The 26,165-nt window shown below is 51.1% G+C and carries 18 protein-coding genes and 13 pseudogenes; 13 read left to right on the plus strand and 18 right to left on the minus strand.

Translation table 11 applies throughout. From position 1 onward, the window contains the following. Positions 1–303 precede the first annotated feature (303 nt). The 3 genes from groL (AACL06_RS02675) to AACL06_RS02685 form a co-directional block, all read right to left on the minus strand. Positions 304–1,932, minus strand: coding sequence for a chaperonin GroEL (gene groL, locus AACL06_RS02675; protein WP_339037733.1), 1,629 nt, complete (start codon positions 1,930–1,932; stop codon positions 304–306). A gap of 44 nt (positions 1,933–1,976) precedes the next feature. Then, a complete protein-coding gene (locus AACL06_RS02680) occupies positions 1,977–2,270 on the minus strand; it encodes a co-chaperone GroES (RefSeq protein ID WP_006708881.1) in 294 nt (97 codons plus the stop codon). 193 nt (positions 2,271–2,463) lie between these two features. After that, a complete protein-coding gene (locus AACL06_RS02685; protein ID WP_339037738.1) occupies positions 2,464–2,955 on the minus strand; it encodes an FxsA family protein in 492 nt (163 codons plus the stop codon). A 262-nt stretch (positions 2,956–3,217) separates the two neighbouring features. On the opposite strand from AACL06_RS02685, the gene AACL06_RS02690 reads away from it, so the two are divergent. Further along, positions 3,218–3,379, plus strand: coding sequence for a hypothetical protein (locus AACL06_RS02690; RefSeq protein WP_339037731.1), 162 nt, complete (start codon positions 3,218–3,220; stop codon positions 3,377–3,379). Continuing rightward, positions 3,312–4,110, plus strand: a pseudogene (locus AACL06_RS02695) (IS5 family transposase). Before AACL06_RS02690 ends, AACL06_RS02695 begins: the two are co-directional and overlap by 68 nt. Positions 4,111–4,145: 35 nt before the next feature. Here the strand turns inward: AACL06_RS02695 and AACL06_RS10520 are convergent. The 3 genes and pseudogenes from AACL06_RS10520 to AACL06_RS02710 all read right to left on the minus strand — a co-directional run. Beyond that, positions 4,146–4,268: pseudogene (locus tag AACL06_RS10520) on the minus strand (DUF4156 domain-containing protein); the annotation flags it as partial. A gap of 326 nt (positions 4,269–4,594) precedes the next feature. Then, positions 4,595–6,223 (minus strand): chaperonin GroEL, encoded by a 1,629-nt coding sequence (groL, locus tag AACL06_RS02705; RefSeq protein WP_339037741.1) that lies wholly within the window; start codon positions 6,221–6,223, stop codon positions 4,595–4,597. Positions 6,224–6,267: 44 nt separating this feature from the next. Then, the gene (locus AACL06_RS02710) at positions 6,268–6,561 is read right to left on the minus strand and encodes a co-chaperone GroES (RefSeq protein WP_006708881.1); all 294 of its coding nucleotides are present in this window, start codon (positions 6,559–6,561) and stop codon (positions 6,268–6,270) included. 204 nt (positions 6,562–6,765) lie between these two features. Between AACL06_RS02710 and AACL06_RS02715 the strand changes: the two are divergent. After that, a pseudogene (locus AACL06_RS02715) lies at positions 6,766–7,539 on the plus strand (IS5 family transposase); the annotation flags it as partial. A gap of 23 nt (positions 7,540–7,562) precedes the next feature. Here AACL06_RS02715 and AACL06_RS10525 read toward each other — a convergent pair. The 3 genes and pseudogenes from AACL06_RS10525 to AACL06_RS02725 all read right to left on the minus strand — a co-directional run. After that, positions 7,563–7,760: pseudogene (locus AACL06_RS10525) on the minus strand (hypothetical protein); the annotation flags it as partial. A 97-nt stretch (positions 7,761–7,857) separates the two neighbouring features. Further along, a pseudogene (locus AACL06_RS02720) lies at positions 7,858–8,496 on the minus strand (IS5 family transposase); the annotation flags it as partial. Continuing rightward, complete coding sequence (locus AACL06_RS02725) at positions 8,429–8,590, minus strand: hypothetical protein (RefSeq protein ID WP_339037176.1); 162 nt, start codon at positions 8,588–8,590, stop codon at positions 8,429–8,431. The pseudogene AACL06_RS02720 and the gene AACL06_RS02725, both read right to left, overlap by 68 nt. Before the next feature lie 223 nt (positions 8,591–8,813). Here AACL06_RS02725 and AACL06_RS02730 point away from each other — a divergent pair, with 223 nt between their 5' ends. Continuing rightward, positions 8,814–9,089, plus strand: coding sequence for a hypothetical protein (locus AACL06_RS02730; protein WP_339037743.1), 276 nt, complete (start codon positions 8,814–8,816; stop codon positions 9,087–9,089). Between the two features lie 82 nt (positions 9,090–9,171). After that, a pseudogene (gene yigL / locus AACL06_RS02735) lies at positions 9,172–9,972 on the plus strand (sugar/pyridoxal phosphate phosphatase YigL). Between the two features lie 104 nt (positions 9,973–10,076). Here the strand turns inward: yigL and AACL06_RS02740 are convergent. Beyond that, positions 10,077–10,571 (minus strand): annotated as a pseudogene (locus AACL06_RS02740) (DcrB family lipoprotein). 78 nt (positions 10,572–10,649) lie between these two features. Beyond that, positions 10,650–11,330, minus strand: a pseudogene (locus tag AACL06_RS02745) (7-cyano-7-deazaguanine/7-aminomethyl-7-deazaguanine transporter). Between the two features lie 221 nt (positions 11,331–11,551). Between AACL06_RS02745 and tusA the strand changes: the two are divergent. Then, complete coding sequence (gene tusA, locus AACL06_RS02750; RefSeq protein ID WP_339037745.1) at positions 11,552–11,797, plus strand: sulfurtransferase TusA; 246 nt, start codon at positions 11,552–11,554, stop codon at positions 11,795–11,797. A 16-nt stretch (positions 11,798–11,813) separates the two neighbouring features. On the opposite strand, the pseudogene AACL06_RS02755 reads toward tusA, so the two are convergent. The 3 genes and pseudogenes from AACL06_RS02755 to rsmD form a co-directional block, all read right to left on the minus strand. Further along, a pseudogene (locus tag AACL06_RS02755) lies at positions 11,814–14,006 on the minus strand (heavy metal translocating P-type ATPase); the annotation flags it as partial. A gap of 174 nt (positions 14,007–14,180) precedes the next feature. After that, complete coding sequence (locus AACL06_RS02760; RefSeq protein ID WP_339037747.1) at positions 14,181–14,441, minus strand: DUF1145 family protein; 261 nt, start codon at positions 14,439–14,441, stop codon at positions 14,181–14,183. Next, the gene (gene rsmD, locus AACL06_RS02765) at positions 14,431–15,051 is read right to left on the minus strand and encodes a 16S rRNA (guanine(966)-N(2))-methyltransferase (protein WP_339037749.1); all 621 of its coding nucleotides are present in this window, start codon (positions 15,049–15,051) and stop codon (positions 14,431–14,433) included. Before rsmD ends, AACL06_RS02760 begins: the two co-directional genes overlap by 11 nt. Before the next feature lie 418 nt (positions 15,052–15,469). Between rsmD and ftsY the strand changes: the two genes are divergently transcribed. The 4 genes and pseudogenes from ftsY (at position 15,470) to rpoH (ending at position 18,840) form a co-directional block, all read left to right on the plus strand. Then, the gene (gene ftsY / locus AACL06_RS02770) at positions 15,470–16,792 is read left to right on the plus strand and encodes a signal recognition particle-docking protein FtsY (protein WP_339037751.1); all 1,323 of its coding nucleotides are present in this window, start codon (positions 15,470–15,472) and stop codon (positions 16,790–16,792) included. Positions 16,793–16,797: 5 nt separating this feature from the next. After that, positions 16,798–17,448: pseudogene (gene ftsE / locus AACL06_RS02775) on the plus strand (cell division ATP-binding protein FtsE); the annotation flags it as partial. Next, positions 17,425–17,662 (plus strand): annotated as a pseudogene (ftsX, locus tag AACL06_RS02780) (permease-like cell division protein FtsX); the annotation flags it as partial. The pseudogenes ftsE and ftsX, both read left to right, overlap by 24 nt. A 320-nt stretch (positions 17,663–17,982) precedes the next feature. Then, on the plus strand, positions 17,983–18,840 hold the full coding sequence (rpoH, locus tag AACL06_RS02785) for an RNA polymerase sigma factor RpoH (protein WP_339037753.1): 858 nt from the start codon (positions 17,983–17,985) through the stop codon (positions 18,838–18,840). Between the two features lie 122 nt (positions 18,841–18,962). Here the strand turns inward: rpoH and panM are convergent, their stop codons facing one another. Next, positions 18,963–19,373 (minus strand): aspartate 1-decarboxylase autocleavage activator PanM, encoded by a 411-nt coding sequence (panM, locus tag AACL06_RS02790; protein WP_339037755.1) that lies wholly within the window; start codon positions 19,371–19,373, stop codon positions 18,963–18,965. 582 nt (positions 19,374–19,955) lie between these two features. Between panM and AACL06_RS02795 the strand changes: the two genes are divergently transcribed. The 3 genes and pseudogenes from AACL06_RS02795 (at position 19,956) to AACL06_RS02805 (ending at position 21,823) form a co-directional block, all read left to right on the plus strand. Next, the gene (locus tag AACL06_RS02795) at positions 19,956–20,816 is read left to right on the plus strand and encodes a carboxylate/amino acid/amine transporter (RefSeq protein ID WP_339037757.1); all 861 of its coding nucleotides are present in this window, start codon (positions 19,956–19,958) and stop codon (positions 20,814–20,816) included. A 14-nt stretch (positions 20,817–20,830) separates the two neighbouring features. Further along, positions 20,831–20,992 (plus strand): hypothetical protein, encoded by a 162-nt coding sequence (locus AACL06_RS02800; protein WP_339037245.1) that lies wholly within the window; start codon positions 20,831–20,833, stop codon positions 20,990–20,992. Beyond that, positions 20,925–21,823: pseudogene (locus AACL06_RS02805) on the plus strand (IS5 family transposase). The gene AACL06_RS02800 and the pseudogene AACL06_RS02805 overlap by 68 nt, the downstream one beginning before the upstream one ends. A gap of 340 nt (positions 21,824–22,163) precedes the next feature. Here AACL06_RS02805 and glmS read toward each other — a convergent pair. The 3 genes and pseudogenes from glmS to AACL06_RS02820 form a co-directional block, all read right to left on the minus strand. Further along, entirely contained in the window at positions 22,164–23,993 is a 1,830-nt protein-coding gene (gene glmS / locus AACL06_RS02810; protein ID WP_339037759.1) for a glutamine--fructose-6-phosphate transaminase (isomerizing), read from the minus strand. A 336-nt stretch (positions 23,994–24,329) separates the two neighbouring features. Beyond that, positions 24,330–25,709: a bifunctional UDP-N-acetylglucosamine diphosphorylase/glucosamine-1-phosphate N-acetyltransferase GlmU gene (glmU, locus tag AACL06_RS02815; RefSeq protein ID WP_339037761.1), complete on the minus strand. Its 1,380-nt coding sequence runs from the start codon at positions 25,707–25,709 to the stop codon at positions 24,330–24,332. Between the two features lie 280 nt (positions 25,710–25,989). Next, positions 25,990–26,079 (minus strand): annotated as a pseudogene (locus AACL06_RS02820) (ATP synthase delta/epsilon chain alpha-helix domain-containing protein); the annotation flags it as partial. Between the last annotated feature and the right edge of the window lie 86 nt (positions 26,080–26,165).

The raw sequence follows: 26,165 nt of genomic DNA on the forward strand, positions 1-26,165 counted from the left end.
CAGCAAGGCTTTAATCCACATTCCACAATCCACATTCCACCCATATCATGTTGAAAATTAATAAAAAAATTTCTTTGAACGTTGCCATTACCTAAGCATCTGCTGCCTCAACTTTTGACCGACGCCTTAGTTGGTGGTTTTCCAGTTTACCAGCTAGTAAGCATAACATTTTGCATGATGCCTCGCAGAAATAAAAGCACCCTGTCAGCAGTATGCTCACAGGGTGAGGTGACCATTTTATTCAGCCCCGGCTAGTTTCACCGTTGACCAGGGTTGAATAGCATACGCAAGCGTGGGGGATAATTACATCATGCCGCCCATACCACCCATGCCGCCTAAATCAGGCGCATCACTTTTCGGTAGATCGGTAACCATGCATTCCGTGGTGATCATCAGACCAGCCACAGAAGCCGCATATTGCAGAGCAGAACGGGTTACTTTGGTTGGGTCCAGGATACCCATCGCGATCATGTCACCATATTCTTCAGAGTAAGCATTGTAACCATAGCTACCTTCGCCCGCTTTCACGTTGTTGGCGATCACAGAAGCTTCTTCACCGGCGTTAATCACTATCTGGCGCAGTGGAGATTCCATCGCACTCAGTGCAACTTTAATACCAACATTCTGATCTTCGTTGTCGCCTTTCAGGCGGCTAATTTTACCTGCCACGCGGATCAGCGCAACGCCACCACCAGCAACCACACCTTCTTCTACCGCAGCACGGGTTGCATTCAGGGCGTCTTCAACGCGGGTTTTCTTCTCTTTCATTTCAACTTCAGTTGCTGCACCAACTTTGATAACGGCAACGCCGCCAGCCAGTTTAGCTACGCGTTCCTGGAGTTTTTCACGATCATAATCAGAGGTCGCTTCTTCGATCTGTTGACGGATCTGGGCAACGCGGCCTTTGATGGTCGCCTCATCTCCCACGCCATCAATGACGATGGTGGTGTCTTTGTTGATCACCACGCGTTTAGCCTGGCCCAAGTCTTCCAGTGTAGTTTTTTCCAGTTCCAGACCGATCTCTTCAGAGATAACCGTACCGCCTGTCAGGGTTGCAATATCCTGCAACATGGCTTTACGACGATCGCCGAAGCCAGGTCCCTTAACCGCAGCCACTTTCACAACGCCACGCATCGTGTTAACTACCATGGTTGCCAGTGCTTCGCCTTCAACATCCTCAGCAATAATCAGCAGTGGTTTTCCAGCTTTCGCCAAGGCTTCCAGCACCGGCAACATTTCACGTATGTTGGAGATTTTTTTGTCCGCTAACAGAATGAACGGACTTTCCAACTCTACAGAACCGGTTTCTGGCTTGTTGATGAAGTAAGGAGACAGGTAACCACGGTCAAACTGCATACCCTCTACCACGTCCAGCTCATCTTGCAGACCGGTGCCTTCTTCAACAGTGATAACACCTTCTTTACCCACTTTTTCCATTGCTTCTGCAATCAATTTGCCCACGGTTTCGTCGGAGTTTGCAGAGATGGTGCCTACCTGAGCGATGGCTTTGGAGTCAGAGCAAGGTACGGACAGTTTTTTAAGCTCTTCAACCCCCGCAATAACTGCTTTGTCGATGCCACGCTTCAGATCCATCGGGTTCATGCCAGCGGCCACAGCCTTGAGGCCTTCGGTGATGATGGATTGCGCCAGTACGGTTGCTGTAGTGGTACCGTCGCCCGCAGCATCGTTCGCTTTGGAAGCTACTTCTTTCACCATCTGCGCGCCCATGTTCTCGAATTTGTCTTCCAATTCGATTTCGCGAGCAACAGACACCCCATCTTTAGTGATGGTAGGAGAGCCGAAGGATTTATCCAGCACTACGTTACGGCCTTTCGGGCCTAGGGTCACTTTTACTGCATCAGCGAGAACATTTACGCCGCAAAGCATTTTCACGCGAGCATCATTGCCAAATTTTACGTCTTTAGCTGCCATTGGTATTTCCCTTCAATTCGTTCAGTTCAGAAGATAAAGCGCAATTACGCTTCAACAATTGCCAGAATGTCGCTTTCGGACATGATCAACACGTCTTGATTGTCGATCTTTTCTACTTTCACGCCGTAGCCATCATTGAAAATCACAGTATCGCCAACTTTAACATCCAACGGTTGGACGTTACCACTTTCCAGCACACGTCCTTTCCCAACTGCAACCACTTCACCACGAGTAGATTTACCCGCTGCAGAGCCAGTCAGAACAATGCCACCAGCAGATTTTGACTCAACTTCTTTGCGCTTGACGATAACACGGTCATGCAATGGACGAATACTCATTGAACGCTCTCCTGTAAGTAAGAAGGTTTCTATCGGATCTAGAGTTGTTCACCGGATTTATTGTTATCACCGGCGACGTGGGATTTGATATGGGGGTATTCCATCCCCCTTCAAGGGGTCGATCAAAAAAATTTTCGCTTTTAAGGATCATCCTTAGCAACTGAAATAAAAAACGCGGTTTAAGCCGCATTTTTTAGCGCTCATTATGCTTGTCGTGATCATCTGGACGCTGCTCCAACATATAACGCTCGTCGTCTTTGCACTGGAATTCGCCGTCAAAGGTGTTGCCAGTGGCGGCGTTACTACCTGGCCCCAAACCGCAAAAACGGTAAACGAACAGATGTGGCATCAGCCTGAGCGTCAGCAATTTCTGTACCTGTGGCAGCAACAATAGCAGGCCGAGAAAATCGGTAAAAAAGCCTGGAATCATCAGCAAGAAGCCAGCGATCATCAGCGAGAAACTTCTCACCATTTCCACCTCTGGGCTTTCACCAGCAGACAACTTTTTCTGTATTTGTACGAAGGTTCTCATACCTTGGTTGCGCATCAGCGAAATGCCAACGCAAAAGGTGAAGATCACCAGCAACAAGGTAAAAGCCACACCAAGTACATCAGAAATTTTGATAAATAAGGATATTTCTATATAAGCCAGCAGAAATATTAGCAGTATTGGTAACCAGCGCACCTGGTTCTCCTATCGATAAATAGAGTACAGCCGCTTTGAGGTGCCTACGCGAAAAGGGCGGCTATACAAGACTGATTGATACAATTGGGATATCCGCTGCACATTTCAACTAACAACCTTTTTTTATTACTCAGGTTAGCAAACGTGAAAGGGATCACAGAACAAGAAAAGCATGATTTTATAAGTCTCATAAGGTGATCTGGATTTAGTCATTTATTCCTATCTAACATATGATGCTGGACTACGATGGGCGTAGTAGGCGTTGTTGAATAAATCGAACATTTGTCCGGGACGAGGATCAGATCACTCTCCTTCTGTCAACATAGCGACATTCCGTGGCCCAGCAAAAGTTCAACATCACCAACTGGAAGGCTTACAACAACGCCCTTATCACTCGGGATTCACTCACTTGCTGTGGGGATGAAATGGCACTTCACGCCTGGTACTGCGAGGCAAAACCTTCTCTGCGTGGTCGCCCACCACATTATTCCGATATGGCAATCACCAGCGTATTGATGCTGAAACGGATTTTCGGCCTGACACTTCGCGCCCTCCAGGGCTTTGTCGACTCCATTGTCACACTGATCAAAGTGCCGTTGAACTGCCCGGACGACACCTGCATCAGTAAGCGGGCAAAGTCCGGCCATGTCCCGTTTAAAACCCCAACGCTGGGTGAAATTGCGCACCTCGTTATCGACTCTAGCGGGCTCAACATGTTGGGTGAAGGCGAGTGGATGGCAAAAAAACACGGTCAGGAAAAACGGCGGATCTGGCGAAAACTGCATTTGGCCGTAGATACAGCAACACATGAGGTCATCTGTGCTGACCTTTCCTTGAGCAATGTCACCGATATAGAAGCCTTCCCAGGTCTCATCCGTCAGAGGGACCGTAAAATCAAAGTCGCCTCGGCAGATCGGGCTTAGGATACGCGAGTGTGTGATGATGAGTTAAGGGGCAAGAAGCTCAAGGCGTTAATACCGCCCAGCAGCGGAGCCCATTATTGGTCGGCAGACTATGCAGAGCGAAATTAAGCGGTGGCGAACCGGCGCGTTACTGGAGACAACACACGGTGGAGTTGCAGAGACGATGGCCATGATCTGTGCATTAAACAAGATGACGCTCGCCGGTATGCCAGAAAGTGTACGCCTTGCCTAAAAGATGCCCATTCACGGGACTCTTTATTCCAAATCCTATTTATTCAACAAAGCCTCCAGTGGAACGAAACTCGCCAGCAGGTTCTGGCTCGGGCTATTGGCAACGTAGATCATATTGACCCCCATGGCCGCTGCCTTATTACGCAGATGGTTAGTGCTAGCAGTACAACAGTCAAGAGACCCAGCAAGGCTTTAATCCACATTCCACAATCCACATTCCACCCATATCATGTTGAAAATTAATAAAAAAATTTCTTTGAACGTTGCCATTACCTAAGCATCTGCTGCCTCAACTTTTGACCGACGCCTTAGTTGGTGGTTTTCCAGTTTACCAGCTAGTAAGCATAACATTTTGCATGATGCCTCGCAGAAATAAAAGCACCCTGTCAGCAGTATGCTCACAGGGTGAGGTGACCATTTTATTCAGCCCCGGCTAGTTTCACCGTTGACCAGGGTTGAATAGCATACGCAAGCGTGGGGGATAATTACATCATGCCGCCCATACCACCCATGCCGCCTAAATCAGGCGCATCACTTTTCGGTAGATCGGTAACCATGCATTCCGTGGTGATCATCAGACCAGCCACAGAAGCCGCATATTGCAGAGCAGAACGGGTTACTTTGGTTGGGTCCAGGATACCCATCGCGATCATGTCACCATATTCTTCAGAGTAAGCATTGTAACCATAGCTACCTTCGCCCGCTTTCACGTTGTTGGCGATCACAGAAGCTTCTTCACCGGCGTTAATCACTATCTGGCGCAGTGGAGATTCCATCGCACTCAGTGCAACTTTAATACCAACATTCTGATCTTCGTTGTCGCCTTTCAGGCGGCTAATTTTACCTGCCACGCGGATCAGCGCAACGCCACCACCAGCAACCACACCTTCTTCTACCGCAGCACGGGTTGCATTCAGGGCGTCTGCAACGCGGGTTTTCTTCTCTTTCATTTCAACTTCAGTTGCTGCACCAACTTTGATAACGGCAACGCCGCCAGCCAGTTTAGCTACGCGTTCCTGGAGTTTTTCACGATCATAATCAGAGGTCGCTTCTTCGATCTGTTGACGGATCTGGGCAACGCGGCCTTTGATGGTCGCCTCATCTCCCACGCCATCAATGACGATGGTGGTGTCTTTGTTGATCACCACGCGTTTAGCCTGGCCCAAGTCTTCCAGTGTAGTTTTTTCCAGTTCCAGACCGATCTCTTCAGAGATAACCGTACCGCCTGTCAGGGTTGCAATATCCTGCAACATGGCTTTACGACGATCGCCGAAGCCAGGTCCCTTAACCGCAGCCACTTTCACAACGCCACGCATCGTGTTAACTACCATGGTTGCCAGTGCTTCGCCTTCAACATCCTCAGCAATAATCAGCAGTGGTTTTCCAGCTTTCGCCACGGCTTCCAGCACCGGCAACATTTCACGTATGTTGGAGATTTTTTTGTCCGCCAACAGAATGAACGGACTTTCCAACTCTACAGAACCGGTTTCTGGCTTGTTGATGAAGTAAGGAGACAGGTAACCACGGTCAAACTGCATACCCTCTACCACGTCCAGCTCATCTTGCAGACCGGTGCCTTCTTCAACAGTGATAACACCTTCTTTACCCACTTTTTCCATTGCTTCTGCAATCAATTTGCCCACGGTTTCGTCGGAGTTTGCAGAGATGGTGCCTACCTGAGCGATGGCTTTGGAGTCAGAGCAAGGTACGGACAGTTTTTTAAGCTCTTCAACCCCCGCAATAACTGCTTTGTCGATGCCACGCTTCAGATCCATCGGGTTCATGCCAGCGGCCACAGCCTTGAGGCCTTCGGTGATGATGGATTGCGCCAGTACGGTTGCTGTAGTGGTACCGTCGCCCGCAGCATCGTTCGCTTTGGAAGCTACTTCTTTCACCATCTGCGCGCCCATGTTCTCGAATTTGTCTTCCAATTCGATTTCGCGAGCAACAGACACCCCATCTTTAGTGATGGTAGGAGAGCCGAAGGATTTATCCAGCACTACGTTACGGCCTTTCGGGCCTAGGGTCACTTTTACTGCATCAGCGAGAACATTTACGCCGCAAAGCATTTTCACGCGAGCATCATTGCCAAATTTTACGTCTTTAGCTGCCATTGGTATTTCCCTTCAATTCGTTCAGTTCAGAAGATAAAGCGCAATTACGCTTCAACAATTGCCAGAATGTCGCTTTCGGACATGATCAACACGTCTTGATTGTCGATCTTTTCTACTTTCACGCCGTAGCCATCATTGAAAATCACAGTATCGCCAACTTTAACATCCAACGGTTGGACGTTACCACTTTCCAGCACACGTCCTTTCCCAACTGCAACCACTTCACCACGAGTAGATTTACCCGCTGCAGAGCCAGTCAGAACAATGCCACCAGCAGATTTTGACTCAACTTCTTTGCGCTTGACGATAACACGGTCATGCAATGGACGAATACTCATTGAACGCTCTCCTGTAAGTAAGAAGGTTTCTATCGGATCTAGAGTTGTTCACCGGATTTATTGTTATCACCGGCGACGTGGGATTTGATATGGGGGTATTCCATCCCCCTTCAAGGGGTCGATCAAAAAAATTTTCGCTTTTAAGGATCATCCTTAGCAACTGAAATAAAAAACGCGGTTTAAGCCGCATTTTTTAGCGCTCATTATTCCGATATGGCAATCACCAGCGTATTGATGCTGAAACGGATTTTCGGCCTGACACTTCGCGCCCTCCAGGGCTTCGTCGACTCCATTGTCACACTGATCAAAGTGCCGTTGAACTGCCCGGAAGACACCTGCATCAGTAAGCGGGCGAAGTCCGGCCATGTCCCGTTTAAAACCGTAACGCCGGGTGAAATTGCGCACCTCGTTATCGACTCTAGCGGGCTCAACGTATTGGGTGAAGGGGAGTGGAAGGTAAAAAAACACGGTCAGGAAAAACGGCGGATCTGGCGAAAACTGCATTTGGCCGTAGATACAGCAACACATGAGGTCATCTGTGCTGACCTTTCCTTGAGCAATGTCACCGATATGGAAGCCTTCCTAGGTCTCATCCGTCAGAGGTACCGTAAAATCAAAGTCGCCTCGGCGGATCGGGCTTAGGATACGCGAGTGTGTGATGATAAGTTAAGGGGCAAGAAGCTCAAGGCGTTAATACCGCCCAGCAGCGGAGCCCGTTATTGGTCGGCAGACTATGCAGAGCGAAATCAAGCGGTGGTGAACCAGCGCGTTACCGGAGACAACACACGGTGGAAAAGTATCACAGGCTACCACCGACGTTCGATAGCGGCAACAGCGAGGTACAGAGTAAAACAGCTATTTGGTGGTCACCTGTCGCTGCGAGATTATGATGGGCAAGTTGCAGAGGCGCTGGCCATGATCTGTACATTAAACAAGATGACGCTCGCCGGTATGCCAGAAAGTGTACGCCTTGCCTGAAAGATGCCCATTCACGGGACTCTTTATTCCAAATCCGATTTATTCAACAAAGCCGCTGGGTGCATCAAGTTCTCCACAGAGAAGATGTCATCTAGCTCTGCTTCGGTCTCTGCTTCGGTCAGCAGGCCACGTTCCAGTAACACCTCGCGCACGCTTTTGCCGGTTTCGGCGCAGATTTTCCCAACGATGTCACCGTTGTGGTGGCCGATGAATGGATTCAGAATTGACCACTTCCGGCATGACCGGGTTGACCTTGTTGACCTTGGTCGGCATGATGGAGAAGCTTGCCTGAAATTCTGGCAGGTTGATTTCGGTCTGCATACCGCTGCTGGGCGGTATTAACGCCCTGAGCTTCTTGCCCCTTAACTTATCATCACACACTCGCGTATCCTAAGCCCGATCCGCCGAGGCGACTTTGATTTTACGGTACCTCTGACAGATGAGACCTGGGAAGGCTTCGGTATCGGTGACATTGCTCAAGGAAAGGTCAGCACAGATGACCTCATGTGTTGCTGTATCTACGGCCAAATGCAGTTTTCGCCAGATCCGCCGTTTTTCCTGACCATATTTTTTTGCCATCCACTCGCCTTCACCCAACACGTTGAGCCCGCTAGAGTCGATAACGAGGTACGCAATTTCACCCGGCGTTGGGGTTTTAAACGGGACATGGCCGGACTTTTCCCGCTTACTTATGCAGGTGTCTTCCGGGCAGTTCAACGGCACTTTGATCAGTGTGACAATGGAGTCGACGAAGCGCTGGAGGGCGCGAAGTGTCAGGCCGAAAATCCGTTTCAGCATCAATACGCTGGTGATTGCCATATCGGAATAATGTGGTGGGCGACCACGCAGAGAAAGTTTTGCCTCGCAGTACCAGGTGTGAAGTGCCGTTTCATCCCCCCAGCAAGTGAGTGAACCCCGAGTGATAAGGGCGTTGTTGTAAGCCTTCCAGTTGGTGATGTTGAACTTTTGCTGGGCCACGGAATGTCGCTATGTTGACAGAAGGAGAGTGATCTGATCCGCGTGCCGGCCAAAAGTTCGATTTATTCAACAACGCCACTCGGACTCCTTGACATCGTCCACTCCCAGCGCAAAGGATTGGTTAACGCGTAAAACTCAGTTCGCTGCTTCCAACCACCGTTCTGCTGCTGAATTTTGGCAGCAGCGTGAGGGGTACGAGTTTAGAGGGGTAGCCAATGTGCTGATCCGCTTCGTGTGCCTCCGTTCGCCGCATCACCGGCGGGTGGTGGTGATCAGCCCTGGTACCATTGAGAACTATGTTAAATATCCTGAGAATGAGTGAGCCACCCTACCACGGGGTGCGAGAAAGCTTTCAAGCTGGGCGATGGATCGTCGCTCAGGCTGCCAACATCACCACCCCACTGCTATTATTACAGTTTAGTGAGGATCTGGGGTCGATAACCGTTCACATCAGATCTTCTGTCGAGCAATGTCAGACTCTTGCCACCTGTGCAGAGGAACAACCGCAAGTTATCAAAGGTACATACAATGAGATCATGTTTGAGCAGGGCGCGATGCATGCCAAGCACTGAACGCAATCTCGTGCTTCTTTTCTTAGTACTTAGGTGGTAAACCTACCGCCGACAACACCATCAGAGGTTAGAATACAACGCGATGTATCACGTCGTCGCTTCCGATTTAGATGGCACACTGCTGTCTCCTGAACACACTTTATCGCCGTACGCCAAAGAAACGCTGAAGCTATTGACCCCGCGTGACGTGCATTTTGTCTTTGCCATCGACCGCTATCACATCGACGTATCGCAGATCCGCGACAACCTAGATATTAATGCCTTCATGATCACCTCCAATGGTACCCGGGTGCACAAAACCGCTGGCGAGTTGATCTTCAGGCATAACCTGGACGAAGAGATCGCTCGTGATCTGTACGGCATGATGCACGATGATGTGGACATCATCACCAATTTCTACCGCAATTATGATTGGTTCATCAACCGCGAAAGCCCGGAGCAGAAGGCGTTCTTTCAATAGTGTATCTTCCAGTATCAGTTGTTTGAGCAGAGCCTGTTGGAAACCTCAGGCGTCTGCAAGGTGTACTTCACTTGTGACGATCATGAGCTGTTGTCGCTGGAAAACGCCATCAACGCACGTTGGGGCGACCGGGTTAACGTAAGTTTTTCACTCCCGACCTGTTTGGAAGTGATGGCCGACACGGTATCTAAGGGGTATGCGCTGGAAAAGAAGTAGCCAAGATCATCGGCTATACACTGAAAGATTGCATTGCTTTTGGTGATGGCATGAACGATCTGGAAATGCTGTCGATGGCTGACCAGGGCTGCATCATGCACAATGCCAACCAACGCCTGAAGGACAAGCTGCCAAATATGTAAGTGATCGATTCCAACATTAAATGACGCAGTACCACATTACCTGAGCAAAATGTTTCTGACCTAATATCCTGCGTCTTTCATGCCGTAGCACAGTTTGTAGCTGCGCTACGGTAGGGATTATTTTTTCAATTTCAGCGTACTGATGATACCTGCTGCTTTGCTCTGTGTCTACTGTAGGTTATCTGCTGGCAGTGTCACCTGAATGGTCAGCATGTCATTGTCGAGCCTGCCGATCAGGATCGAGGAGTAGGCTTTTTCGCCAGCGCTGGTGATGATGCTGTCCAACTGATGCAGTGGCACACCGTTGACCTCGATGGCTTTATTGGTGATTACCTGTAAGTTGGTGTCACGAGCGCGCTGGTTATCTTCCAGACGCTTAGCCAGCATTTACAGGCTATCAGCTGCCTTGTCGGCGCGGATCACCAGCACCGCGCGTCGATCGGTGCTGTCCGCATACACATGCACGTTGTTCGCCTGATTGCCCAGTTCACCACTTTTATCCGCCATGCCAGCCGGCAGGGTGAACATCAGCCTGCTGCCCAGTAAACTGACCTGTTGCCCCGTTTGGCCGCTGGTCACCGTGCGGTCTTTGGTACCACCATCGCAGGCTGCCAGGCCAAAGACTAGCAGGCTGATACCCATCAATTTCGCTACTTTATGCATTGGGTATTTCTTCCTTTTCGGTAGGGTTTCGCTGCCGTATCGCCACCTATTAAAGGTTAAAATGCAAGGCAGATGCTGTCACAGGTTTTCTTCAAGTTTTAGATTCCGTTGCAGGCCATCCCCATGCACCGCGATACGTTTAAGCAACACATTTAGCAGCATGCCGTACATCGGTAATAAGAATAGCATTTAGATCAGCACCTTGAAGATATAATCCACCAGCGCGATCTCCACCCAGTTAGCCGCCATAAAGACATCGTTGCTGTGGTAAAACGCGATGAAAAAGAACGATAGCGTATCGCTGATATTCCCGAGAAACATCGCCGCCGCGGGTGCCACCCACCAGGTGCTGCATTGTCGCAGGCGGTTAAACACATGCATATCGAGGATCTGGCTGAGCACGTAAGCCATAAAGCTAGCGATGGAGATGCGTGCCACAAACAGGTTAAAGCTGCCCAATGCGCTGAAACCCTGCCATTTGCCCTGATAGGTGTTGGTAGAGATCACATAGGAGATGAACAGCGCTGGCACCATCACTGACAAGATGATGCGTCGCGCTAGCGACGCGCCGAAAATGCGTACTGTCAGATCGGTTGCCAGAAAGATAAACGGGAAAGTAAAGGCACCCCAAGTGGTATGACAGCCGAAAATGGTGATCGGCAGTTGTACCAAGTAGTTGCTGGACGTAATGATGGCGATATGAAACAGCGATAGCCATAACAACGCGGTCAAGCGCTGCTGAGCAGCAAACGAATACATAGTTGTGACCCTTTTAGCCGTGGGGTGAGGGAACCCAATATGTCCTGTCGGAACAGCAAATTGTGCCGCGCGGCGGCATGATACGCGTTTGCGCAACCAATGCAAGGTTAAATTTAATACAAAATTTAACGTATCTTGCACAGAAAAACGACCAGCGTAAACTAGGCTCTTAGTAAGAGGCGGCGAACGTTTGCCGATCGTTTTTGAATGAGATAAATTGCATGACTGACTTATCTGCCCAAGCAGACCAGACGCTTGACGCGCTGGGGCTGCGTTGCCCAGAACCGGTGATGATGGTGCGTAAAGCCGTACGCCATATGGATAACGGCGAAACGCTGCTGATCATCGCTGATGATCTAGCTACCACCCGCGATATTCCAAGTTTTTGCCGTTTTATGGATCACACGCTAGTAGCGCAGGAAACCGATAAGGCACCTTACCGTTACCTACTGCGCAAGGGCATATAACCGGCATATTTTGCATCAAGCCTGTCAACCCCAGCAGACTGTTGATCAGGAATACCCCTTTCAGCCCCAACGCAATGGTGATGTTCTGCCGGATATTGGCGTGAGTGGCGCGCGCGATGCGGATCATCTCCGCCACGGCCAGAAACCGGCTGTGGGTAAGTGCCACATTGGCGGTGTCCAACGCCACATCGCTGCCGCTGCCCATAGCGATGCCAATGCTCGCGGCCTTCATGGCCGGGGCATCGTTGATGCCATCACCAATCATCGCTGTCGCGCGCTGCCTGCTCAACTCGGCGACTACCCTCACTTTGTCTTCGGGTAACTGTCCTGCGCGATAGTCCAGCGACAGTTCGCTGGCGATCACCGCCGCCGCGCGCGGGTTATCACCGGTCAGTATCACACCGTGAATCCCCAACACATTCAGCTCGGCGATCGCCTGTTTGGCATCGCTGCGCAGCGTATTGCGTAACGCCAGCAGGCCGATTTGCACACCATCCTCCGCAACCACTATCACCGTTTTGCCAGCGCTTTTCAGGTTCTACACCTTGCTCTGCCATTTGCCGCCCAGCAGCCCTGGTTTGCCCTGCGCACTGATCAGCACGGTTTTGCCACCAACTACGCCTTCAACGCCAACGCCAGCCAGAGCGCGACGTGCCTGCGCCAGTGGATGGTGTGAGCCAGCCTCAACTGCGGCCGCGAGCATCAGGAGCTGCCGTTCGCTGAGAGCGCCAATCGGCAGTATGTAGTTCACCGTTGGGTTACCTTCCGTCAGAGTGCCAATTTTATCGAAGGCAATGGTCTGCACCTGGCACAGTTGCTCCAGCGCTGCGCCGCCTTTAATCAGCACACCATGGCGATTGGCCACCGCCAGCCAGGAAGTAATAGTTGCAGGGGTGGAGATCACTAGTGCACACGGGCAGCCGAGTAGCAGCAGGGTCAGACCGAGATAGATCCATACATGCCAAGGCTGTGAGAACAGCAGAGGCTGTATCAAGATCACCACGACGGCCAGCAGCATAATGGCCGGAGTATAGTAGTGGCTGAAGCGGTCAAGGAAACGTTCAATCGGTGCGCGGCGCTCTTCGGCTTCTTCTATCAACTGCAAAATGCGGTCGATAGCATTTTTTCCGGGTTCGGAAATCACCTTCATCTGCACCAACTGATCGACAGATAGGCTACCGGCGACTACTTTTTCACCTTGCTGGCGTTCAACGGGAACCGATTCGCCAGTCAGGGCGCTTTCATCGAAGTTGGCGAATCGGTTGAGCAGTTCGGCATCGGTCGGCAAACAGCTACCAGGAGCTATTTCAATTACATCACCGGGGCGAAGGTTGGCGACTGGCACGCGTTTACGTACCGTTCCTTGCAGTAGCAGTGCCTCTTCCGCCACTAGCGCCATCAGCGTCGTCACACCGTGCCTTGCCCAGTTGGCGGCGTAAGATTTAAGCAGTTCGCCAATCATAAACAACAGCAACACCATCGCTGCTTCAGCGGCCGCGCCGCTGAGCAGCGCACCGATGGCTGCCACGCTCATCAGCGTTTCAATGGCGAATGGGGTGCCTGAAAGGATTAAACGCAGCGCCTTGATGACGACCGGCCCCAACCCGACCAAGGTGGTGGCGATGAAGGCACTGCGGCTCAGCGTGGGGCTAATTTGATCGAGCAAGCTACTGACCACCATCAACGAAGTCAGCAGCAACATCGGGCCGAATTCGTCAAAGCGTGCAGCCTGTGGCGCTGTGGTCGCGGTAGCCTGCGCGACGGGCAAGGTAAAGCCGAGCCGTTTTACTACATCCTGTATGTGCAGGCTAGTATCGAGCGGTGCATCCACCACCAGCCTTTCGGTGGCGAATATCACGCGTACGCTGTCGACACCGGGAATAGCAGCCACAGCATTCTCAATTTTCTTTGCGCAACTGGGGCAATCCATACCAGTGACTCGCCAACTGAAACGCTCGTTACCAGTAACAGGGACAGCGGCGAGCTGGGCGTTTTCTTCATCAAGACCGTTAGCATCGACGGCGCTGCAACAACTGCCGCTATGATCCTGCGAGTAAGTCTATTTGCGTGAACCTCTATCTCTGACTGTTAACTGTAGGCAGCCGGATAGTTTTTTGCTGTGATGGTCGCTGAAACCGATTTCCAGGGGGCTATGTTCTTGCTGATGATTTTGATGGTTATGCGTGACGTCCTTATCTAGGCAGCTAATGAGAATTACTGAGTCAACTCTACACCTTGGAGTCAACTCTAACTCTAGAGTCAAGAAGAAAATGGGAACTAATGCTAACGGAAAAAGGGAATGAGGCGTGGATTTTCACGGTCATGGTGATACAAGGATACACGAGAAGAACTTGGCGGCAGTTAGTCCATACCGCCCAATACCCTATTTATTTTTGTGCGGCGGCTGCTTTTTCTGCCAGGCTAGCAGCTCAAAAAGACCAAAAATGAAGATCTTGGTTTCCTGCCAGTAGCTGATCGGCTGGGTGGCTTTTAGCAACACCAATTGCAAGCCATGCATCACCACCATAAAGAATAGCGCCACGTCGATGAAATACTTCAGGGGCTTGGGAAAGGGGTGGAACAAATTGGAGAGCAGAAAGCCCCACACGCACAGTATCAGCAGGCGGCCTAAATTAATCAGCATGATTGGTTTTTTCTCGCGAACGAATATAAAGACGGTATGCCACCTGACCGGCGACTTTCTCGCGGTGCAGCCGCCAGTTGGCTGGCACCTGCGCCTCCAGGCTTTCTGCTTCGGCTTCCAGGTAAATCCAGGCTTCGTCAGCCAGCCAACCCTGTTGCTCCAGCAATGTGACCGTTCCAGCCAGCAGCCCCTGGCGAAATGGCGGATCGAGGAACACCACATCGAACGATTGGCCATTACCAGCCAACCAACTCAGTGCGTTGGTATTGATCACCTCCCCGTGGCCTTGCAGCAACGCCAAGTTTTTTTCCAACTGTTGCGCTACCGGGCGTTCATATTCCAGTAGGGTGGCGCTGCTGGCGTAACGCGATAACGCCTCCAACCCCAGTGCGCCACTGCCAGCAAAACAGTCTAGACAGCGCGCGCCCTGGATCATCTGTGCCAGCCAGTTGAACAGGGTTTCACGCACCCGATCGGTGGTCGGGCGCAGCCCTGGGCTATTTGGCACTGGCAGCTTGCGACCGCGCCATTGGCCACCAATGATACGGATCTGCCTAGATGCGGCTTGGAATGTTTTTTTTACCCGCGCCTGTGGTGCTAGTTTTGTCATAAGCTTTACTTGATTTTTGCGGTGCCGTAGCCGTACACGTTAATGAAACATTTCCCGTATTCTACCGATGATAGGCATCGGGGGGAACGATAAAACGTTGTTGCCCAATCTTAAATTGGAAAGCTTATCCGATGCGTGTTGCTACGCACAGGAAAGTGATAAACTCGGCGGTTGTTGTTATATACCCCAAATAACTGGAAGTTTTATTCAAACGGCAAGAGCTTGCATCCTCAAGCGCTTAATCCAGTGACAGGGGTGAAGGTTCGGCGGGGATCAGATTTGAGCATTGCATGCAGCAGCTCTGGCAGGGAAAGGTTCACAGGTGGGTTAAATAACCGCCCCCAAATTCAGATATAAAGTTTCAGAGCCTAGTAGGATAGGTTCTAAGTCAGCCTTTGCTACGGAGTAGAGTCATAACATGGCAAAAGATAAGCAACGTGGTTTTTTCTCCTTGTTGGGTTTCGGCCAAAAGGACGAAGAACAGCAGCACCCTGAACCGTCAGTAGAACCGACGGAAAACCAGGCAGTGAAGACACCGGAAGAATCGTCGGCTAACCCCGGATCTGACCCTGTACCCTGCGTGAATACATCAAGGGAGTGGGATAACAGCCAAATCGGCGAACCGATTGTGCCAAGTGTGCCAGCAGTGGGTCAACCGCCAGCGCGGCCAGAACAGGTAGCTGAACCTGAGCCAAAGGCCGCTGCAACCCAGCCAGAAGATGTGGTGGCGGTTGCCACAGAGCCAGTGAGCGTCGTGCCGATGACAGCACCGGTCGAAATGGCAGCACCCGCCATCATTCAGGAGCAGGAACGCTCAACCAAAGAAGGCTTCTTTACCCGTCTAAAGCACAGCTTGCTGAAAACCAAACAAAACCTTGGCTCTGGTTTCATCAGCCTGTTCCGTGGCAAGAGAATCGACGACGATCTGTTTGATGAGCTGGAAGAACAACTGTTGATCGCCGATGTTGGCGTGGAAACCACACGTAAAATTATTACCACCCTCACCCAGCACGCTAGCCGCAAACAGTTGAAAGACGCCGAAGCACTGTACGGCAAGCTGAAGGCGGAAATGTCTGAGATCCTGGCTAACGTTGATCGGCCGCTGGATGTCAGTGGCAAAGCTCCGTATGTCATTCTGATGGTTGGTGTCAACGGCGTGGGCAAAACCACCACTATCGGCAAACTAGCGCGTCAGTTTCAGGCTGAAGGTAAGTCGGTGATACTGGCAGCAGGAGATACCTTCCGCGCGGCGGCGGTTGAGCAATTGCAGGTGTGGGGCGAACGAAACTGCATCCCAGTGATGGCGCAGCATACCGGCGCTGACTCCGCCTCGGTGATTTTCGACGCGGTACAGGCCGCCAAGGCGCGTGGCGTTGACGTGTTAATCGCCGATACTGCAGGCCGTTTGCAGAACAAAGCGCACCTGATGGAAGAGCTGAAGAAGATCGTCCGCGTTATGAAAAAACTGGACGCTCAGGCTCCCCATGAAGTTATGCTGACGCTTGATGCCAGCACCGGTCAGAACGCTGTCAGTCAGGCGAAATTATTTAATGAAGCTGTAGGCTTAACCGGCATCACACTGACTAAACTGGATGGTACTGCCAAGGGCGGAGTGATCTTCGCCATCGCTGATCAGTTCAGTATTCCGATTCGCTATATCGGCGTTGGGGAAGGCATAGAAGATTTGCGGCCGTTTAAGGCTGACGATTTTATTGAGGCACTTTTTGCCCAAGAGGATTAGTACGGATGATTCGCATTGAACAGGTCAGTAAAGCTTATCTGGGTGGAAGGCAGGCGCTGAAAGGGGTGTAATTCCATCTGCGTCCGGCGCAAATGGCGTTTCTGACTGGCCACTCCAGTGCGGGAAAGAGTACCCTACTGCAGCTGATTTGTGGCATCGAACGACCCAGCGCTGGCCATATCTGGTTTGATGGTCACGACATCAGCCGGTTGAAAAATCGCGAGGTGCTGTTCCTGCGTCGGCAGATCGGTATGGTTTTTCAGGATCACCATCTGCTGCTGGATCGGACGGTGTATGACAATGTGGCAATGCCACTTATCATCGCCGGTGCCAGCATCGAAGACATCCGGCGTCGCGTTTCTGCCACGTTGGACAAGGTCGTGCTGCTGGATAAAGCGAAAAACTTCCCGGTTCAGCTTTCCGGTGGGGAGCAGCAGCGCGTGGGCATCGCCCGTGCGGTGGTAAACAAGCCGACAGTGTTGCTCGCGGATGAACCGACCGGTAACCTAGACGATGTACTGTCTGCAAGCATTCTGCGCCTGTTTGAAGAGTTTAACCGCGTTGGCGTCAGTGTGCTGATGGCTACCCACAACACCACGCTGATCGCCCGCCGTAATTACCCTATCCTGACGCTTAACCAGGGACGCATGCTGGGCTTTGCTGGCGCATTGCTATCACTGGTGCTGTCCGGGGTGCTGATTTGTAGGCTGGAGTCGGTAGTAAGCGACATGGCCAAGATTTTTAGCACCACCTTCACGCTGCATGGGCTGGGATGAGGCGCTACTCTTGCTGAGTATCTCAGCGATGATCGGCTGGTTCGCTGCCTGGCTGGCGACGGTGAAACATTTACGCCGATTTACCCCACAGTAAGATTTTTTGGTATACTCTTCTTTCGCTGCTCTGAACGTGTTGCGGGAGAAGGGTATCACTTAAGCACAGTCAGCATCATTCCTTTCTTTTAGCGCACAAATTCCCTATCAGCCTGAATTTTCATTCCGTATTGTTAGATGCAATTTGGTGGCAAAACAGTGAACTTATCGGGCAGAGTAGGGTCATAAGACTGCAGCGACGTATGAAAGTGTCCCGCGTGTGGAAGCGCTTTGGCAAGCAACAATCTCTGCCATAAAATCGATCATTTCCCCGCTGTGATTGTCACCTGCATGATCTGTTTCTCATAAGAGAGGGTTTAAATGACCAAAGAAATGCAAACTTTAGCTTTAGTACCCCAAGGTAGTTTGGAAGCATACATCCGGGCAGCCAACACCTACCCGATGCTGACGGCAGAGGAAGAGCGGGATCTAGCTGAACGGCTGCATTATCAAGGCGATCTGGGAGCAGCTAAGCTGCTTATCCTTGCTCACCTGCGCTTTGTCGCTCATATTGCTCGTAACTATTCAGGCTATGGTCTGCCGCAGGCTGATCTGATCCAAGAAGGCAATATCGGCCTGATGAAAGCTGTTCGTCGCTTCAACCCGGAGGTCGGCGTACGTCTGGTGTCCTTTGCTGTGCATTGGATTAAGGCGGAAATCCACGAGTACGTGCTGCGCAACTGGCGCATTGTCAAGGTTGCTACCACCAAGGCGCAGCGCAAACTGTTCTTTAACCTGCGTAAAACCAAGCAGCGCCTGGGCTGGTTCAATCAGAACGAGGTAGAGCTGGTGGCGCGCGAACTGGGCGTGACCAGCAAAGACGTGCGAGAGATGGAATCCCGCATGGCGGCACAAGATATGACATTCGATCCGGCCCCAGATGACGAAACCCGCTACGGCCAGTCACTAGCGCCCGTGCTCTATCTACAGGATAAAAGCTCCGATTTCGCTGAAGATATTGAAGAAGATAACTGGGAAAGCAACGCAGCTGACAAACTAGCTTATGCGCTGGAAGGTCTAGATGAGCGCAGCCAGCATATCATTCGCGCCCGTTGGTTAGACAATGACAACAAGTCTACGCTGCAAGAGCTGGCCGATCAGTACGGCGTTTCCGCCGAACGTGTACGTCAACTTGAAAAAAATGCCATGAAGAAACTAAAAATGGCGATCGAAGCCTAAGTTTATTCCACGACAAAAGGGCCCTTTGTAGGCTGCCTCTAAAACCTTAGATATCGCCTGTCCTCATGCAAAGACTGTTCAAAGGCCGCCACCCAACACCAGGGCGATCAGCCACCCTGCAGTCAGTCAAGGCATAACTTCTGCCAAAGTTCTCCCTGTGGGACGAAACCGCAAGCGTGCATAAAATTGCCGACTGCCCCGCGCTCGCAGGGAACCAGGCGGGCGGTTGACAGACGCCAGTAAGCGGCCTGCGGCAACTGACGCTGTGTGTCCTGCACCAGATACAACCCCACGCCACGGCGGCGTGCCACTTCACGCACCCGCAGATCTTGCAGCTCGGCGTGGTCATCCCGCAGCACGATTTTCACCGCACCCAGCAGTCGTTCGTTGAAGCGGGCTGCAAACAGGGCTTTACCATCACCGCCGTTCAGCCAGCGTTGCCACTGTTCCGGCTGCTGATGCGGCCAAATTTTGCCGAGGTCGATGAGATCTTGCGTAGACAACGCGATCAAACGCTCAATAGTCAATTTCATGCAGAATTCCCGCGCAGCTAAATAATGCCGACAGTGTAATAGATCTTTCGCAGAGCCTGATGCCAGTTTTTATTAGAAATACTGCTTGCATATGCGTCCCTTTTTTTGATCAGCCTATGATCCGTTGCACCGTCAAGCCTCATCCTTCTGAGCTGCCCCCATAAAGAATTGACCGCCAAACGCGTAGCGGCGCTGTAAGGAGCCGGGTTGCGCATTCTCGTGTATACCGGCAACCAACCACAGCATGCGCCTGTTGCGAGATTTGCGCTGACCGGAGTGATTGATCGGCGCAGATTTCTGACCTGCAGGCTATCATAGGGGTTACCACTCTTTGCCAAAAGCTTGCATTTTATACAGATGTCAACCGTCTTTTCGTCACTATTTGTCGCTATTTCCGTTACAATCGCTCTTTAGACTTTGAACCTATCCCATTAGGCTATTTTATTTGCCATTTTGGCCCTGGACAGTGCTCGCCCCCCTCACGGACTCCTTGTAGGCTGCGGTTATTGCGCGCTGTTGGTGTCTAAACTGGCTGCAACAATATGCGCCGATGGGGATAGGTACTTTATAGGGTGAACCATAGTGCTACTTCTGGTAATAACTACCATTTTTTGGGCGTTATCTTTTAGCTTGATTGGTGAGTACTTAGCGGGCCATGTCGACAGTGGATTCTCGGTGCTGATGCGCATTGGGCTGGCAGCGCTAGTATTCCTACCGTTCCTGCGCTGGCGCAATATCAGGCCACAGGTGATCCTGCTGTATATGCTGGCGGGAGCCTGCCAACTCGGCATAATGTACTTATTCAGCTTCCGCGCTTACCTGTATTTGACCGTGCCGGAGTTCCTGCTGTTCACCGTACTGACACCGCTGTATGTCACGCTGATCTATGACCTGATCAGCGGCCAACGCCTGCGCTGTGGCTATATATTCAGCGCACTGCTGGCAGTACTAGGCGCGGCGATCATCCATTACCATCAACTGAGTGAACATTTTGTATGGGGGTTGCTGCTGGTTCAAGCAGCGAATATCAGCTTCGCCATCGGCATGGTCGGCTATAAGCATCTAATGGAAGTACATCCGCTGCCACAGCACACTGCGTTTTCCTGGTTCTATCTGGGTGCATTAGGGATAGCGGTGGTGGCCTGGTGCTTGTGGGGAAACCCGCAGCAACTACCGACCACCAAACTACAATGGGGCGTGTTGATCTGGCTGGGCGTGGTGGCCTCCGGATTGGGCTACTTCATGTGGAACTATGGCGCTACCCAGGTAGACGCCGGGACACTGGGCATTATGAATAACATGCATGTGCCAGCGGGTCTGTTGGTGAATTTCGCCATCTGGCAGCAGCAACCGCATTGGGCAAGCTTTATCATCGGCTCAGCGGTGATTGCCGCTTCGCTATGGGTGCACCGAAGCTGGGTGGTGCCGAAGCAGGCAGGTTGAAAGGCGGTGCGGCGTTGTTGAATAAATCGAACATTTGGCCAGCACGAGGATCAGATCACTCTCCTTCTGTCAAAATAGCGACATTCCGTGGCCCAGCAAAAGTTCAACATCACCAACTGGAAGGCTTACAACAACGCCCTTATCACTCGGGGTTTACTCACTTGCTGGGGGGATGAAACGGTACTTCACGCCTGGTACTGCGAGGCAAAACCTTCTCTGCGTGTTCGCCCACCACATTATTCCGATATGGCAATCACCAGCGTATTGATGCTGAAACGGATTTTCGGCCTGACACTTCGCACCCTCCAGGGCTTCATCGACTCCAGTGTCACACTGATCAAAGTGCCGTTGAATTGCCCGGACGACACCTGCATCAGTAAGCGGGCAAAGTCCGGCCATGTCCCGTTTAAAACCCCAACGCTGGGTGAAATTGCGCACCTCGTTATCGACTCTAGCGGGCTCAACATGTTGGGTGAAGGCGAGTGGATGGCAAAAAAACACGGTCAGGAAAAACGGCGGATCTGGCGAAAACTGCATTTGGCCGTAGATACAGCAACACATGAGGTCATCTGTGCTGACCTTTCCTTGAGCAATGTCACCGATATAGAAGCCTTCCCAGGTCTCATCCGTCAGAGGTACCGTAAAATCAAAGTCGCCTCAGCGGATCGGGCTTAGGATACGCGAGTGTGTGATGATGAGTTAAGGGGCAAGAAGCTCAAGGCGTTAATACCGCCCAGCAGCGGAGCCGGTTATTGGTCGGCAGACTATGCAGAGCAAAATCAAGCGGTGGTGAACTAGCGCGTTACCGGAGACAACACACGGTGGATATGATAGGCTACCACCGACGTTCGATAGCGGCAACAGCGAGGTACAGAGTAAAGCAGCTATTTGTTGGTCACCTGTCGCTGCGAGATTGTTATGGGCAAGTTGCAGAGGCGCTGGCCATGATCTGTGCATTAAACAAGATGACGCTCGCCGGTATGCCAGAAAGTGTACGCCTTGCCTGAAAGATGCCCATTCACGGGACTCTTTATTCCAAATCCGATTTATTCAACAAAGCCGAGTGCTGTTTAGTTAATCCCCTGTGTTGTCAGGCGTAGAAATGCTGTTGCCGTTCACTGTGAGAATACCGTTTCACCATGCTGCAACTCAGGGTCATTGTATTGAATGAAGGTAGAATGTGGCAGCAGAATTTTGTTAACAATGTGAGTTCGCCGGACGCTTACAGTGATTGCTTTGACTTAACCATAAAAAAATCAGGCATACTTTTTTAAACAGTATAACCGGACTTTTCTAGTTAACGACTATTTTTTCCGCCCATAATTATCGCTAATCTGCCTGCTTCAGTTATTCAACCGTAACTGACTTCGCCAAATTACGCGGCTGATCAACGTCAGTGCCTTTAATTAGTGCTACATGATAAGACAACAATTGCAGCGGTACGGTATAAAAGATTGGTGCTACGATTTCTTCAACGTGCGGCAATGGAATGATGGTCATTCCTTCACTGCTGACAAAGCCAGCATCCTGGTCAGCGAATACATACAACCGCCCACCGCGCGTGCGCACTTCTTCAATATTAGATTTCAACTTTTCCAATAGCTCGTTATTCGGTGCCACCACAATCACCGGCATATCAGCATCAATCAAGGCCAACGGCCCATGCTTTAATTCACCTGCTGCATAGGCTTCGGCATGGATATAGGAGATCTCTTTCAGCTTCAATGCACCCTCCATAGCGATCGGGTACTGATCGCCACGTCCGAGGAATAACGCGTGATGCTTGTCGGAGAAATCTTCCGCCAGCGCTTCGATAATTTTGTCCATTGACAACATTTTCTCGATACGTGTCGGCAGCGCCTGCAAAGCGTGCACGATGTCATGTTCCACGCTTTCCTCCATGCCATTCAGGCGACCCAAACGCACCACCAGCATCAACAACACCGCAAGCTGAGTAGTGAAAGCCTTGGTGGAGGCTACGCCGATTTCAGTGCCAGCCTTGGTCATCAACGCCAGATCGGATTCACGCACCAAAGAAGAACCAGCCACGTTGCACACCGCCAGCGAACCGAGGTAGCCCAGCTCTTTGGACAGGCGCAACGCCGCCAGAGTATCGGCGGTTTCACCAGACTGTGACAGCGTGATAATCAAGCTACCTGGTCGTACTGCCGATTTGCGATAGCGGAATTCGGAGGCGATCTCGACATCGCAAGGTACAGTTGCCAGCGCTTCAAGCCAGTAACGCGCCACCATGCCAGAGTGATAGGAGGTGCCGCAAGCGATAATCTGCACATGCTGTACCTTTGCCAACAGTTCATCAGCGCGTGAGCCAAACTCGCTCAGGTTAATTTGGCCTTGGCTGAAACGCCCTTCCAGGGTGTTTTTCAACGCCAGCGGCTGTTCGTAGATCTCTTTCTGCATGTAGTGGCTGTGCGTACCCTTGTCACCGGCGTCATACTGCACCTGGGATTCTATTTCAGGACGTTCAACCGGGTTGCCTTGCTTGTCGAAAATGTTGATGGTGCGGCGAGTCATCTCAACCAGATCGCCTTCTTCCAGAAAGATAAAGCGGCAGGTTACCGGTAATAGCGCCCGTTGATCGGAAGCGATAAAGTTTTCACCGACACCAAGCCCAATCACCAAAGGGCTGCCGGAGCGTGCACCCACCAGTACGTTTGGATAGCGGTTATCCATCACGACGGTGCCATAGGTACCGCGCAGTTGAGGGATCACTCGTTGAACCACTTCCAGCAGTGTGCCGCCCTGCTTGTGCTCCCAATGCACCAGATGAGCAATCACTTCAGTATCAGTTTCTGAACTGAAGCAATAGCCACGTTCGATCAGCAACTCACGCAGCGGTTCGTGGTTTTCGATGATACCGTTATGCACCACAGTAATGTAATCAGAAACATGTGGGTGCGCATTCGCTTCAGTCGATTCACCGTGCGTCGCCCAACGGGTGTGGGCAATACCGGTGCCGCCGTGCAGTTCATGTTGTTCTGCGACTTCAGCCAGTTTTTGCACTTTGCCTACTCGGCGCAGGCGGCTGATGTTGCCTGCAGTATCTACCACGACCAAACCAGCGGAGTCATAACCACGGTACTCAAGACGGCGTAAACCTTCCAACAGGATTTCTGCAATATCTCGTTGCGCTACTGCACCTACAATTCCACACATCAGCTATATTCCTAATTTAAACGCCCTCAGGGACGTACTTTCATGATCTCAAACTGATTTGACCATGCATCCGCGCTGCGCTAGACATTGGGGATTTAGTATGTTTTGAGTTGGGTTCATTACCGGAACCCAACTCACAACATACTACTTATACCCGCCATACTTCAAGTTTCCTGTGCGTGAGCTTTTCTCGCTTACCCCAGTCACTGACGGGTGTCAGCGCCTGGGGATTAATCAACCTCATCCCTGAAGTTTAGCCTGCGATCCAACACCAGCGCGGTTCAAATCGGTTCCCGACCGATTTTTCGCTGCGTTGCCGCCTTCCGGCAACTCAAATTATTTAGGGCATACTTTTTTAACCGGGCGCGGCCAACCCTGGATATGCTTCTGATTAATGCGACTCAGCACCAGTTCTTTTTCGTCAATATCACGGGTGACCGTGGTGCCAGCGGCAATAGTGGAACCTTTACCGACAGAAACCGGTGCCACCAGTTGGCTATCAGAGCCGATAAATACGCCGTCACCGATAATGGTTTTATGTTTATTAGCGCCATCGTAATTGCAGGTGATGGTGCCAGCACCAATATTTACACCATCGCCAATCTCGGCATCACCTAGATAACTCAGATGACCCGCTTTGGAACCTTTACCCAAGTGCGCCTTTTTCATTTCTACGAAATTGCCAACGTGAGCACCAGCAGCCAGTTTAGTGCCAGGGCGTAGGCGAGCAAAAGGCCCCACGGTGCAATTAGCTTCCAGCACCGTATCTTCCAGTAAGCTATATGGGCTGATCTTGCAATCGTTACCAATCTCGCAGTTTTTTAATACGCAGCCGATACCGATTTTTACCCGATTGCCCAGCTTGACAGTGCCTTCAATAATCACATTAGCATCAATAGATATATCGCGACCATAGACGAGTTCACCACGTAGATCAAAACGTGCTGGATCCAGCAGCATAACGCCAGCTAGCAGCAGCTTTTCAGATTGTTTTGACTGGAATACCCGCTCTAGTGCCGCTAGCTTCAAGCAGTTGTTAACACCTTCGACTTCGCTTGGGTTCGTTGGATGTACCGCCTCTATTTTTTTGCCGTCCGCATGGGCCAATGCGATGATATCTGTGATGTAATATTCACCCTGCGCATTATCGTTGTTGAGCATATCCAGCCAGCACTTAAGATCGCGCCCGTTGGCCACTAGAATGCCGGTATTTATTTCGTTGTTCTGGCGTTGCGTCTCACTGGCGTCTTTATGTTCAACAATGCCCACCACCTCGCCATTCTCGCGCACAATACGTCCGTAGCCGCTTGGGTCGTCCAGTCTCACTGTCAGCAGACCTATGCCGCCCTGCGGCTTTGCCGCCAGCAGCCGGGCGAGAGTCTCGACAGAGATCAACGGCACGTCGCCGTACAGCATCAGCACGTCTTCATTATCGGAAAAATATGGCGCAGCCTGTTGCATCGCGTGCCCAGTACCTAACTGTTCAACCTGTAGTACCCAGTTCAGCGCGCCATCAGACAAGGTGCTTTTCAACTGATCGCCACCATTGCCGTAAACTAGATGGACATTTTGTGCACCCAACTTCATCGCGGCATCAATGACGTGTTGCACCATTGGCTTGCCCGCCAACGGATGTAACACCTTGGGAATATCGGAATACATGCGTATTCCTTTGCCTGCGGCGAGGATCACTACACTCATTACACTGTTCGACATAAGTAACCTGATAACTCTATTTTGATAGGCAAAAGTAAAACCGTTTAGTGACGAGATTACTACATATTTCTTTACACGAATCTGACGCAAGCATTGGCTTACTACAAGCGCTACCCATTTTTTGCGGCGGTGAAATTACTGCCGATCATCGATCATATTCTTACCGATATAAAGGGTAATACGCGACAATAATAGCCGGTCTGAAATGGTTATTTTAAAGCAAGCGACCCGAATAGGTCGCTTGCTTTCTTAAGTTTTGGTGCATATTACGCCCCGAAAATTACATCGCTTCTCTGGTTAACTCGATAACACGCAGTTTTGCGATCGCTCTCGCCAGTTCAGCGGATGCCTGAGCATAATCTACGTCACCTATAAAGGGTAATACGCGACAATAATAGCCGGTCTGAAATGGTTATTTTAAAGCAAGCGACCCGAATAGGTCGCTTGCTTTCTTAA

It is taken from the genome of Serratia symbiotica (Periphyllus acericola) (assembly GCF_964019515.1).
GTDB lineage: Bacteria > Pseudomonadota > Gammaproteobacteria > Enterobacterales > Enterobacteriaceae > Serratia > Serratia symbiotica_D.